The organism is Janthinobacterium sp. SUN026, assembly GCF_030397625.1.
Lineage (GTDB): Bacteria > Pseudomonadota > Gammaproteobacteria > Burkholderiales > Burkholderiaceae_D > Janthinobacterium > Janthinobacterium kumbetense.
In genome coordinates, this window is record NZ_JAPQNU010000002.1 from 393,215 (window position 1) to 405,889 (window position 12,675).

Sequence of the window (12,675 nt, forward strand, 5' to 3'; positions counted from 1 at the left end):
GAAATACAAGCAAGGCACGAGCAACAAGCACGCCACTGAGCGCGCCGCGTTTGCAGATATCCATGCCTTGCCCTGAAAAACAACTGCAATCCAACACCAATTGAGCCACACGCAACGTTAAATAATTTGCAGTTGAAAAATAAGTAACTTCATGGCAGCATGGAATTACATTTTCTTTACTGCAAGGTTGTGATGGACAAGCAATTGCTGTTGATTTGCGCACTGACGTTCATCATCCACATCATCGGCACCCTCGCCTATTCCGTGCGCATCGCCGGCATCCGCACGCGGCGCATCGCCGTATCCCTGGCCCTGTTCAGCATTTTGATGCTGCTGTCGCGCACCTCGAATTCCTTCCTCGGGCCATTCCTCGCCAAGCGCGTGGAAACGGGCATAGACCAGCACGTGGCCGCCAGCACGCTATTGGTAGACTTCCGCTGGCTGCTGTTCTCCGCCAGTCTGGCGACCTTACTGGGCGCGATACTGATCCCCACCTTCCAGCGCGCCTTTTGCCGCGCCGTCGAACATTTCCAGGTGCACAGGTCCGTGCCGAAACTGCTGCTGCACGCCGTCTTCAAGGGTGGCTTGTCCTACCTCAAGACCTCCGCCAGCCTGCCCAAGCCCGCCAACGTCACGGGCCTGCGCGAAAAATCCGGCGTCTCCGTCTCCATGACGGCCATGAACGTCATCGCCACGGCCCTGTGGACGGTGGGCGTCATCGCGGCGTTGTACGCGGGCGTGCTGGACCCGAGCGTGCGCGTCACCTCCAGCACCCTGTCCTCCATCATCAACGGCGGCGCCACCATCATGATGGCCGTCTTCATCGACCCGCACATGTCGGGCATGACGGATGACGTCATCGAAGGCAAGATCGAAGAATCGCAATTCCGACGGGCGGTGGTGTGGCTGGTGGGGAGCCGGCTGGCGGGGACGCTGATTGCGCAGTTTTTATTGGTGCCGTCGGCGGTAGTGATTGTGGGGGTGGCTAATAAGTTGTAAACGCAATTTTCAGAAATGAAATTTTATTAAAGAAATTTAAAGGCAAACATGAAGGTTTTTCTTAGCTGGTCAGGCATAACAAGCCATAAGACTGCCATAATTTTTAGAGATTGGTTACCATCAGTCATTCAGTCCATAGTCCCTTATGTTTCTTCTGAGGATATTGACAAGGGTGCGAGGTGGAGCACGGACATTGCTCAAGAATTAGAGGATTCCAGTTTTGGGATATTATGCGTAACAAAAGAAAATGTTCATGCTCCATGGCTAACATTTGAAGCAGGGGCGCTATCAAAAACAATGGAAAAGGCCTCTGTTAGCCCTTTCTTATTCGACATAAAACGGTCAGAAGTTAGCGGCCCAATTCTGCAATTCCAGTCGACAATTTTCGAAAAAGAAGATATCAGGAAGTTAATATCATCATTAAATAGAGCGTGTGCTACTGAAAATTTAAGCGAAGAACGGCTAGAAAAAGCATTCTCAGTATGGTACCCAACACTTGAAGAACAACTTAATTCGCTACACAAAATTAATATTGAATCGTCATTCAATGAAGAAAAAGAAGAAATCATTGATACGACAGGGAAAATACTAGAAGAAATATTGGATTTAACAAGAAGCAATCAAAAACTCTTAAGAAATCCCGATGGAGAATTCACTAAAGAAGTCGAATCCATAAGAATTGCTGTAGAAAAAGTGGCAAAGCGAATGGATTTTGATGGAGAGCCACGGAGAATGAGGAAAAATCGCAGATTTCATCCGATGTTCTTTGAGGAATTATTAAACAATAGCCATACGTTCCTGGACAAATTCACTGGATTTCAGATTGCAATAAGTTTATTAAAAGAAGATTTCCCCTGGCTTTACGATTCTGGAATGGAAACCTTAAAAAGTCTTCGTAGTTTAACTCTATCAAGAGAGAAAAAAGAAAGAACAATAGAAAAATTTTCTCAGTTAGTAAGTTTTACCCTTGAAAATCCAATGATGAGAGATATCTATTCCCCAGACAAGGATATATGGATGATGGGCCGAGAACTTCCATATTTTTTACGCGCATTAATTGAAAGAGATAATTTCTGAACGTGCAATACAATAAAATTATGTTACTCAATAAAAATATTTAAATCATTGAATGATGGAAAATAAAAAGCCGCTGTCTCCCGACAGCGGCTTTCTCATTTCTACCCCAGCAGCAACGCCTTGAACTCCAGCGCTGCCCTGCAAGCGAACTAATTACCCCACAAACTTCCGTGCATTTCTGAACATGCGCATCCACGGCGAATCCTCGCCCCATGCTTCAGGGTGGTAGGACTGTTGCACGCTGCGGAACACGCGCTCCGCGTGCGGCATCAGCACGGTGAAGCGGCCGTCTGGCGTGGTGACGGAGGTGATGCCTTCCGGCGAGCCGTTCGGGTTGTACGGATACGCTTCCGTGGCGGCGCCCTTGTTGTCGACGAAGCGCATGGCTTTGGTGACCTGGGTGATGTCGCCCGTTTGCGAGAAGTCGGCGTAGCCTTCGCCGTGGGCGATGGCGATGCCGGCCTGGGTGCCGGCCATGCCATTGAAGAAGATCGATGGGGAATCCATCACTTCGACCATGGCAAAGCGGCCTTCGAATTTCTCCGACTTGTTGCGCGTGAACTTGGGCCAGGCGTGGGCGCCGGGGATGATGGATTTCAAGTTGCTCATCATCTGGCAGCCGTTGCAGATGCCGAGGCCGAAGCTGTCCGTGCGGTTGAAGAAGCGCGCGAACTGTTCCGCCAGGCTGGCGTTGAACAAAATCGTCTTCGCCCAGCCTTCGCCCGCGCCCAGCACGTCGCCGTACGAGAAACCGCCCACGGCGATGACGCCCTGGAAGTCGTCCAGTTTCACGCGGCCCGCAATCAGGTCGCTCATGTGCACGTCGACGGCCGTGAAGCCTGCCTGGTGCATCACGTACGCCGTCTCGATGTGCGAGTTGACGCCCTGCTCGCGCAGGATGGCGACGCGCGGACGCACGCCCGTGGCGATGAATGGCGCGGCGATGTTGTCGTTCTGGTCGAAGGTGACGATAGGCGACATGCCCGGATCTTGCACGTCCAGCAGGCGGTCGTACTCGGCGTCCGCGCAGGCCGGATTGTCGCGCAGGCGGGCGATGCGCCAGCTCGTTTCGCTCCACAGGCGGTGCAGGTCGGCGCGCGGCTGGGTGTAGATCAGCTTGGCGTCGCGCGTGAATTCGATCACGTCGCGGTCGTTCAATTTGCCGATGATATGGCTGCAGGCGCCCAGGTTGAAGGTGCGCAGCACGTCCATGACGAGCGATTTTTCTTCCGCGCGCACCTGGATCACAGCACCCAGCTCTTCGCTGAACAGGGCGCGCAGGGTCAGTTCGTTGCGGCGTTCCGCTACCTGGCCCGTCCAGTTCTTGGCGTCGCCCCAGTCGCTCGAGTGCTCGCCTTCCATGGTCAGCATGTCCAGGTTGACGGACATGCCCGTGTGGCCGGCGAAGGCCATTTCCGTCAGGGTGGCGTACAGGCCGCCGTCCGAACGGTCATGGTAGGCCAGCAGCTTGTCGTCGCTGTTGAGCTTTTGAATGGCGGCGAAGAAGCCTTTCAAGTCTTCCGCGCTGTCCACGTCCGGCGTTTCATTGCCCAGCTGGCCCATGACTTGCGCCAGCGCCGAGGCGCCCAGGCGGTTCTTGCCGCGGCCCAGGTCGATCAAGATCAAGGACGTGTCGCCCTTGTCCGTCTTCAGCTGCGGCGTGAGCGACTTGCGCACGTCCGTGACTGGCGCGAACGAGGAGACGATCAGGGACACGGGCGACGTGACGGATTTCGCCGCGCCCGTGCTCTCGTCTTTCCACGTCGTGCGCATCGACAGCGAATCCTTGCCGACGGGGATGCTGATGCCCAGCGCCGGGCACAGGTCCATGCCGACGGCTTTTACCGTGTCGTACAGGGCCGCGTCCTGGCCAGGCTGGCCGCAGGCGGCCATCCAGTTGGCGGACAGTTTGATGTCGGAGATGTCGCCGATGGCTGCTGCGGCGATGTTGGTGACGGCTTCGCCCACGGCCATGCGGCCCGAGGCGGCGGCGTCGATGACGGCCAGCGGCGTGCGTTCGCCCATGGCCATCGCTTCGCCCAGATAACCTTCAAAGCTCATGGTGGTGACGGCGCAATTGGCCACCGGCACTTGCCATGGTCCCACCATCTGGTCGCGCACGGTCATGCCGCCCACGCTGCGGTCGCCGATGGTGATCAGGAAGGATTTGTCGGCCACGGTCGGCAGCAGCAGCACTTTTTGCGCTACATCAACCAGGTCCATGCCCGTCAAGTCGATGGCCGGGAAATCGTTGGCCACGTGGACCACGTCGCGCTGCATCTTTGGCGGCTTGCCCAGCAAGACGTCCATCGGCATGTCGACCGGCTCGTTGCCCAGTTCCGGGTCGATCAGCTTCAATTGACGCTCTTCGGTGGCCACGCCCACGGCGGCGAACAGGCAGCGTTCGCGTTCGCACATGGCCTTGAACAGCGGCAGGCTTTCCGGCGCGATGGCCAGAACGTAGCGTTCCTGCGATTCATTGCTCCAGATTTCCTTCGGCGCCATGCCCGATTCTTCCAGCGGCACTTTGCGCAAGTCGAAAATCGCGCCGCGCTTGGCGTCGTTGGTGATTTCCGGGAAGGCGTTCGACAAGCCGCCCGCACCCACGTCGTGGATGGAGATGATCGGATTGTCCGCACCCATTTGCCAGCAGGCGTTGATGACTTCCTGGGCGCGGCGTTCCATTTCCGGATTGCCGCGCTGGACGGAGTCGAAGTCCAGGTCGGCCGTGTTGCTGCCGGTGGTCATCGACGAAGCGGCGCTGCCGCCCATGCCGATACGCATGCCCGGGCCACCCAGCTGCACCAGCAGGCTGCCGACGGGGATGTCGTTCTTGTGCGTGTGCTGCGCCGAGATATTGCCGATGCCGCCTGCGATCATGATCGGCTTGTGGTAGCCGAAGACGGCGTCTTTGTCCGTGCCGACGTTCTGTTCATACGTGCGGAAGTAGCCGCCCAGGACCGGACGGCCGAATTCGTTCGAGAACGCGGCGCCGCCCAATGGGCCTTCAATCATGATTTGCAGGGGCGAAGCGATGCGTTCCGGTTTGCCGTATTGATCTGCATCAGTACGCGCGGCCAATGGCGCCGTCACGGAAGCGGCCGTTTCCCAGCTGCGCACGGCATCCGGCAGCGACAAGTTCGATACGGTGAAACCCGTCAAACCGGCTTTCGGCTTGGCGCCGCGGCCCGTCGCGCCTTCGTCGCGGATCTCGCCGCCCGCGCCCGTGGAGGCGCCGGGGAATGGAGAAATCGCCGTCGGGTGGTTATGCGTTTCCACCTTCATCAGGGTGTGCGTCAATTCGTTTGACGCCGCATATTCGTGCTTGTCGCCGCGCGGGTAGAAGCGCGACACCGTGGCGCCTTCCATGATGGACGAGTTGTCGCTGTAGGCGACGACGGTGCCTTTCGGCTGCAGTTCATGCGTGTTCTTGATCATGCCGAACAGGGATTTCGGCTGCGCCACGCCGTCGATGGTCCAGTCGGCGTTGAAGATCTTGTGGCGGCAATGCTCGCTGTTCGCCTGCGCGAACATCATCAGTTCCACGTCCGTCGGGTTGCGGCCGGCCTTGGTGAAGGCGGCGTCCAGGTAGTCGATTTCGTCTTCCGACATCGCCAGGCCCAGTTCCGTGTTCGCCGTTTCCAAAGCAAGCTTGCCCTGCCCCAGCAAGTCGATCGATTCCAATGGACGTGCTTCCAGGGTGCGGAACAAGTCCTTGGCGTCGTCGGCGCTGCGCAGCACGGATTCCGTCATGCGGTCGTGCAGCAGGTCGGCCACGGCCTGTACCTGCTCGTCCGTCAGTTTGCCGGCGCCAATGGCGCTGCCCAGGATGCCCGATTTCAGGTTGATGCGGAAAGCGATGCCGCGTTCGACGCGCTTGATGTGCGCCATGCCGCAGTTGTGCGCGATGTCCGTGGCTTTCGAAGCCCACGGCGAAATCGTGCCGAAACGGGGGATGACGAAGAATTCTTCGGCAGCGCCTTCCGTATTGTCAGCCTGGGCCGGCTCGCCGTACGTCAGCAAGGCGCCAAGGCGCGTGCTGTCGTCGTTGGTGAGAGGCGCGCTGGCATCGATGAAATGGACATAGCGTGCTTGCACGGCAACAATCGCAGGCGAAACGGCTTGCAGTTGGCTTAACAGACGGTGGCTACGGAAATGGGACAGGGCATTGGAACCCGGCAGTATCAACATGATTGGAAGGTGGTTGATGCAGCGTGGCTGCGGGTTAAAGGTAGGTATGACAATATCTTTCGTACGGCAAATTTCCTTTGCGCGCATTATACCCGTTTTACCCCTGCCTTATGACCGGAACTTGGGCCTTTGCCACCCTTTTGCCCCGCACAGCGGCCATTTATGACGCGACAACAACACCGTCAGCCGACGATCAGGCGATCACGTAGCGGTTCTTGCCCTGCCGCTTGGCCAGGTACAGCGCCTCGTCGGCCAGCCGGTAGCTGTGGCCCAGCTCCTTGGCCCGGTCCAGCTCGGCCACGCCCACGCTGATCGACACAAACTGTGCCGCATGGAAAGCCTGACTGACGGCCTCGACCAGGGCGCCGGCAAAGGCGCGCGCAGCGTCGCGGTCGCCCGCGTAGACGATGCCGAACTCCTCGCCGCCCAGGCGCCCGCACAGATGGCCTTGCGCCTTGTCGGCGATGATGGCGGCCGTGCGCACCAGCACCTCGTCGCCCGCATCGTGGCCCTGCTGGTCGTTGATGATCTTGAAATCGTCGATATCGATCATCAGGAAGTACAGCATGCCGCCGTGCGGCGCGCCATGCATCTGCTGGGCGCGCTGCGTGAACATGCGGCGGTTGTTGAGGCCCGTCAAGCCGTCCTGGAAGGCCAGCCGCGTCAATTCCACCTTGGAGTGATAGTTGCGCAAGCGCAATAAACTGAAACTGACATTCAGCGCCAGACCGAACAGCACGCTGACGGCGATCATCAGCGGCGCCCAGGATTCGTCGGGCAAGCCCGCGTTCACCGGATACAGGCCGTGGCCCACGTTCCACCACACGCCGGCCACGACGGCCAGGTAACTGAGGCCGCCATTGAAGATCGAGGCGATGGCCAGGGTCATGAACACGCCCACGGGCAAGACCCAGAAGCTGGCGTGATGGACGGCGTCGGCCATGGTGCGCAAGCCGAAGGTCAGGGTCAGCACGGCGCAGGCGCCCGTAATGGTCAGCACGGGCAAGGTGGTGCAGCGGTAGCGCACGATCAGGCTCGTCAACATGCCCAGCAGCGCCAGCACGGCGTGCGAGAAGTTCGGATGATAGGGATCGGGCATCAGCAGCCAGGTCAGGCTGTAGGCGATGATGCCCAGCAGCTGCGTCACCATGCCGACCCGGTGCAATTCCGCGAAATACGTGTGCTGCTGCTCGCTGTTGCCGCCAAAAGCGAGGGGGACGGCAATGCGCCGCAGGGTACTCATGGAAGGAAGGCGCATCACGAAGGCTGGATTTTCTCTGGTAAAGGTAAAACGCCAGCGGTCACGTCACGGTGAAACTCTGCGTCTGCGCCACATCGCGCCTGCCTGCGGCTGATATATTAATACAAACAGAATACCCGCTCCCTGGCGCCTCCGCAAGACTCATGTGCATGCCGTCAGGCAATGACATAGCGGTTCTTGCCCTGGTGCTTGGCCTGGTACAGCGAGGCATCGGCCAGGCGGTAGCTGTGCGCCAGCTCCGTGTCGCAGGCCAGCTCGGCAATGCCCACGCTGATCGACACGGCCTGCCCCGGATTGAAGGCCAGGTAGACGGCATCGACGAGGCTGGCGGCGAACTGGCAGACGGCGCGCCGGTCGCCCGCGTAGACGATGCCGAACTCCTCGCCGCCCAGGCGTCCGCACAGGTGGCCGCCGCAGGCATCGGCGATGATGCCCGCCGTCTTGACCAGCACCACGTCACCCGCGTCATGGCCCAGGGTATCGTTGATTTTCTTGAAATTGTCGATATCGATCATCAGGAAGTACATCGGTTGCGGCCGCTGCTGCAATTGCTGCGTCAATTCCGTAAAGCGGCGGCGGTTGTTCAAGCCCGTCAAGCCATCCTGGTAGGCCAGGCGGGTCAGCGCCTCCCTGGCGCGGAAGTCGCGCAGGCGCAACAGATTAAAGCTGATGCTGAGGACCAGGCCGAACAGCATGCTGTAGACGATCAGCAAGTTCGCCCAGGCAGCATGCGCCATGGCGGGATCGATCGGGAAATGCCCGTAGCCCAGTATCAGCCAGACTGCCGCGGCAACGATGAGATACACGACGCAGCCATTGAAGATGGGCGCCGCCAGCAGCACCATGAACACGCCCACGGGCTGCATCCAGAATTCGGCCTGCCCCGCCGCCTCCGCCAGCAGGCGGAAGCAAAAGGCAATGGCGCACATGCCCACGGCGCCCCCCAGTTTCAGCACCCAGATGGCGCGCGCGGCCACATTGATGCCGATCGCCAGCACGATGCCGGCCAGCGCATACAGCAGCGCGCCCCTGTCGAGCGTATTTACATGCGGAATAAAAGCCCACACGAACAAGATACTGGCCAGGCCAAAGGACTCGCTGACGACGGCCATGCGGCGCAATTCGGGAAAATACTTCTCGGCATGCGCCCGTCCTCCGCCGAAAAGCAGGTGGTGCAGGGTTTGCCTGCGAGTGTCGGTCAAGTACATGGCGGCTTTCCAGGCGTGGTGTCAGGCATGAGCGAACGCAAAAGGTTGCTTTTAGGATACCCCGCGCCTGCCCTGCCCGCAAGCGCGCACGCCTGCCGTGTCGCGCCGCGCGCACTCGCCTGCATTTTGTTAGCGATTTGCACTGGCTTTGCAGTATGCTGACAAATAGTAATATTATTAGACCGTCGTACCATCGAGCCGCAGAGCCATACACAGATGAACGAGAGCTGAACAATGCCAGAAACTAGCGACTTATCTGTCCTGATCGTCGACCCGAACCCCAGCATGCGGGGCAATCTGCACAATATGCTGAACCAGGCGGCCATCACCAAGGTGGAATATGCCGTCAATTCCGGCACGGCCATCCGCTTGCTGACGAAGAAACCGTTCGACATCATCCTGTGCGAATACGATCTTGGTAGTGGCACGGATGGCCAGGATGGTCAGCAATTGCTGGAAGACTTGCGCCACCACAAGCTGATCGGCCTGTGGACGATCTTCATCATGCTGACTTCCGAAGCCATCCACAGCAAGGTGATCAGCGCGGCCGAACTGACCCCGTCCGACTACATATTAAAACCGTTCACCGTCGACGTGCTGAGCGGACGCATCGCGCGCGCCATCGAGCGGCGCGCCATGTTCCTGCCCACGTATCAACTGATCGACAAGGGCGACTTGCGCGAAGCCGTGAAAAGCTGCCGCGCGGCCGAGCTGCAGCATCCGCGCCTGGCGGCCGATTTCACCCGCCTGCGCGCCGAGCTGCACCTCACCCTGGGCGAATGGAAGGAAGCGGAGCAGCTGTACGCCGACATGCTGGCCACGCGGCCCATGGCCTGGGCCCACCTGGGACTGGCGCGCACCCTGTTCGAGCAGCAGCGCCACGAAGAGGCGCAGGATGCGCTGCTGGAACTGGTGGAAATCTATCCCCGCTTCATGGCCGCCTACGACTTGCTGGCGAAAAACCACGAAGCCATGGGCCAGCAGCTGCAGGCGAAGAAAATCCTCGAAGACGCGGTGGCCATCTCGCCGCACATGGTGCGCCGCCTGCGCCACCTTGGCGGCATCGCGTATGACACGGGAGACATCGGCGCGGCCGAACGGGCGTATAAGCAGGTCGTGACGAAAGCGAAGTACTCCGAATTCCGCGATCCGGAAGACCACGTCAACCTGGTGAAGACACTGGTGAAGAAAGGCGATGCGCCGCAGGCGAGCGGCGTGCTGCGCGACATGGAGCGCTCGCTGCGCGGCGGCGCCAACGTGGAAGCGTGCCGCGCCATCTCGGCCGCCATGCTGCATGAATTGTCGGGCAACGACATCGCCGCCGCCAGCGAACTGCAACTGGCCGCCGCCGCCCTGGATACGGCGCGGGGCCTGTCGACGCAACTGAAGGTGGGCCTCGTGCAAAGCTGCCTGAAGAACAACCTGGAACAGGCGGCGTCCGACGTCATGATGAAACTCGTCAACGAAGCGGACAGCGAGGTGACGATGGAAGCGGCCGTGGACGTGTTTGAAAAGGCGGGCCGCCATGATCTGGCGCAAGGCATGGGCCAGCAGATCACGAACCAGGTGCAGGAACTGATGCAGGATGCGGCCAGCAAGTCGGAAAGCGGAGAGCTCAAGGGCGCCGTCTTCGTGCTGCGCCAGGCCCTGCGCAAGACGCCTGGCAACCTGCCCGTGCTGTTCGCCTCCGTCGACGCCATCTTGCGCCAGCTCAATATGCTGGGCTGGGAAGCGCCGCTGGCCGAACAGGCGCAGCACCAGATGCAGGTGATCCGCAAGATCGACCCCAAGCATCCGAAACTGGAGTCGCTCAAGCAGCAGTATGCGGCCATGCAGCACAAATACGGTATTGCGACCTGAGTGGAGGGACGCGCTGCAAACCTGCTGTGCAGCCCACTCTCGGGTCGGCGTTGCTCACCGTACTAAAGTACGGCTGCGCTGCTCAACCCGACATTGGGCTTGCTCGCTACGGTTTTCAGAGGCGTCGTGACGTGCGTTGGCGTCAAAAACGCGCAGGTCGGATTAGCGAGCCGCGCGCTTCTTCGCGGCCATGTCCGGCGGCTTGTATCAAGGCTCTCCCCTGAGCGTGTAGACCGGCTTCTCGGATTCGCCTTTTTCCGCCATCGCAAGCACGCGCTGCAGTTCCTTGCGCTCGCTGCCCTCCTTGGCCGATGACACCAGGTTGCGCAGGATGGCGACATGCGCCGCCTGCAGCGCCTGCGCCGCGGGCACGGCGATGTCCGGTTTCACGCCGACATGCTCCCAGTTGGTTTTGGTGACGACATTGGTCGTGCGCGCGGTCGGGATCGAGACGATGATGTCCTGCCCCAGGTTGTACCAGCTCACGGGATTGGAGCCGCCGCCGGTGGTTTCCCCGACCACCGTGCCGCGCTTTTGCGCCTGGATGCCATAGGAAAAGTCCTCCCCGGCGGAAAACGTGCGGGCCGAGGTCAGCACGTACACGGGCTTGTCGTAACGCTGTGCGACCGTCTTCACGGTCCAGAACTGCCGCGTCAGACCGGTCGGGCGATCGTACATGTCGATCAGGTGACGCTCGTCGCCGAGCGGGAAGAAATGACTCATCAGGTAAGCCACGCTGGCCGGGCTGCCGCCGCCGTTGCGGCGCAGGTCGAGGATCAGCGCATCCGTCCCCGCCATGAGCGACATCGCTGCCGTGTACGCCGCGCCGACGTATTCCGGGCCGCCGAAGCCGCGCAGCTCGATATAGCCGACGTTGCCGGGAAGGCGTTCGATCTTCTCGATGTCGTAGCCGCGCCGCGCGGTCTGGTCGCGCCATTCGTCCGTCTTGGCGCGGCTAGGCAGCTCGGGGTTGGCGCTGCGCTCGCGAAGGCCTTCGTACACTGCAGTGCCGAAATGCAAGTCGCCGCTCAATTCCCGCAAGTCCTTTGCCAGCGCAGCACTGAACGCCTGGGTGGTGGCGGCGCTCGCATAGCCTCCTTCGGCATTTTTCCTGGCGATCGCAGTGCCGACCCGTTCGGCCACGGCCGGCTCGATGTAGTTCGCGTTCATTTTCGTGACCAGTGTCTGCACGATCGCCGCGCGGCCGGACACGTTCAACGCGGTGTCCGCCGCCGCAAAAGCCTGAAACGACACCAGCGTACCCAATACGACAGCTGCGACAAATTTCTTGCTACCTGACATACATTCCTCCAAGTTGGACTGCGAAGCGATTGATCGTTATGTAAAAAATACGCGTGATGCCCCCCCCCCGGGCGCGTCATCGAAGCGGCGCCTGGGCAGGCATGCCTGCATCATTCGGGTTGATCGTCCAGGTGTGGCCGTGCCTGCGCCGGAGCGGTATCCGGCTGCGGCCCGCCGTCGCGCAGGCGCTGCAAGTTGGCGTCGCGGATGCGCGCGCCGAAGGAGCGTGTCTCGAGTACGGCGATCGCCTGTCCGAGGCAGGCGGACAAGGGAAACGCCAGTTCCGCATCGAGGCTGTCGGCCGCCGATTTGGTCGCCTGCCAGCACACGCGCAGGCGCGGCAGCAGCGTTTCGCCAGCGGCGCTAAGGCGCACCACGCGCTGCCTGCCGTCTGCGCCGCCGGCGGCCACCGTCAACAGGCCTTTTTTCACCATCAAGGCCACCGTCTGCGTCGCGGCCGGCTGCGTGAGGCCGGCCAGGGCCGCCAGCTCGCCGATGGTCGCGCTAGCCTGCTCGGCCAGCACCCGCATCACCGGTGTGTAGCGCGGCCGGTAATCCAGCCCCGCGTCCACGTAGGCTTGCTCAACCGCGCCGTCCAGCAGTTCGATGAGATGTCGTAATTGTGTGCCGAGTCCAGGTTTCATGGAACCATGGTAGCACCATTTACATAAGAGCTTATATAAATATTTTACATATTTGAAAACTTTTACGACAAGCCGCCGCCGGAGGCTGCCGTGTGGAACTAAGGAAGGTGAGAGACGAGATAAGGTGAAAAAC

General features: G+C 60.2%; 8 protein-coding genes. 3 read left to right on the top strand and 5 right to left on the bottom strand.

Annotated elements, in window-relative coordinates; all coding sequences use genetic code 11:
* The first annotated feature begins 192 nt into the window (after window positions 1-192).
* Window positions 193-999: a lipid II flippase Amj family protein gene (locus OX459_RS11550; protein WP_289905119.1), complete on the top strand. Its 807-nt coding sequence runs from the start codon at window positions 193-195 to the stop codon at window positions 997-999.
* A 48-nt stretch (window positions 1,000-1,047) separates the two neighbouring features.
* A complete protein-coding gene (locus tag OX459_RS11555; protein ID WP_289905120.1) occupies window positions 1,048-2,076 on the top strand; it encodes a hypothetical protein in 1,029 nt (342 codons plus the stop codon).
* Window positions 2,077-2,229: 153 nt separating this feature from the next.
* Here the strand turns inward: OX459_RS11555 and purL are convergent, their stop codons facing one another.
* The 3 genes from purL to OX459_RS11570 all read right to left on the bottom strand — a co-directional run bounded on the left by purL (window position 2,230) and on the right by OX459_RS11570 (window position 8,736).
* Window positions 2,230-6,267 carry a phosphoribosylformylglycinamidine synthase gene (gene purL / locus OX459_RS11560; RefSeq protein WP_289905121.1) on the bottom strand — a complete coding sequence of 1,346 codons (4,038 nt, stop codon included), beginning with the start codon at window positions 6,265-6,267 and terminating at the stop codon, window positions 2,230-2,232.
* A 193-nt stretch (window positions 6,268-6,460) separates the two neighbouring features.
* Window positions 6,461-7,525 carry a GGDEF domain-containing protein gene (locus tag OX459_RS11565; protein WP_251348899.1) on the bottom strand — a complete coding sequence of 355 codons (1,065 nt, stop codon included), beginning with the start codon at window positions 7,523-7,525 and terminating at the stop codon, window positions 6,461-6,463.
* 158 nt (window positions 7,526-7,683) lie between these two features.
* Entirely contained in the window at window positions 7,684-8,736 is a 1,053-nt protein-coding gene (locus OX459_RS11570) for a GGDEF domain-containing protein (protein ID WP_289905122.1), read from the bottom strand.
* A gap of 234 nt (window positions 8,737-8,970) precedes the next feature.
* On the opposite strand from OX459_RS11570, the gene OX459_RS11575 reads away from it, so the two are divergent.
* A complete protein-coding gene (locus tag OX459_RS11575) occupies window positions 8,971-10,596 on the top strand; it encodes a tetratricopeptide repeat-containing response regulator (RefSeq protein ID WP_289905123.1) in 1,626 nt (541 codons plus the stop codon).
* Between the two features lie 207 nt (window positions 10,597-10,803).
* Here OX459_RS11575 and OX459_RS11580 read toward each other — a convergent pair whose 3' ends face one another.
* Entirely contained in the window at window positions 10,804-11,898 is a 1,095-nt protein-coding gene (locus OX459_RS11580; RefSeq protein WP_289905124.1) for a S41 family peptidase, read from the bottom strand.
* 110 nt (window positions 11,899-12,008) lie between these two features.
* Complete coding sequence (locus OX459_RS11585) at window positions 12,009-12,542, bottom strand: MarR family transcriptional regulator (RefSeq protein ID WP_289905125.1); 534 nt, start codon at window positions 12,540-12,542, stop codon at window positions 12,009-12,011.
* Between the last annotated feature and the right edge of the window lie 133 nt (window positions 12,543-12,675).

Bases quoted from the DNA above. Each gene is read 5' to 3' on its own strand.
- OX459_RS11585 (WP_289905125.1), bottom strand. From the start codon at position 12,542: ATGAAACCTGGACTCGGCACACAATTACGACATCTCATCGAACTGCTG.
- OX459_RS11550 (WP_289905119.1), top strand. From the start codon at position 193: ATGGACAAGCAATTGCTGTTGATTTGCGCACTGACGTTCATCATCCAC.
- OX459_RS11555 (WP_289905120.1), top strand. From the start codon at position 1,048: ATGAAGGTTTTTCTTAGCTGGTCAGGCATAACAAGCCATAAGACTGCC.
- OX459_RS11565 (WP_251348899.1), bottom strand. From the start codon at position 7,525: ATGCGCCTTCCTTCCATGAGTACCCTGCGGCGCATTGCCGTCCCCCTC.
- OX459_RS11580 (WP_289905124.1), bottom strand. From the start codon at position 11,898: ATGTCAGGTAGCAAGAAATTTGTCGCAGCTGTCGTATTGGGTACGCTG.
- purL (WP_289905121.1), bottom strand. From the start codon at position 6,267: ATGTTGATACTGCCGGGTTCCAATGCCCTGTCCCATTTCCGTAGCCAC.
- OX459_RS11570 (WP_289905122.1), bottom strand. From the start codon at position 8,736: ATGTACTTGACCGACACTCGCAGGCAAACCCTGCACCACCTGCTTTTC.
- OX459_RS11575 (WP_289905123.1), top strand. From the start codon at position 8,971: ATGCCAGAAACTAGCGACTTATCTGTCCTGATCGTCGACCCGAACCCC.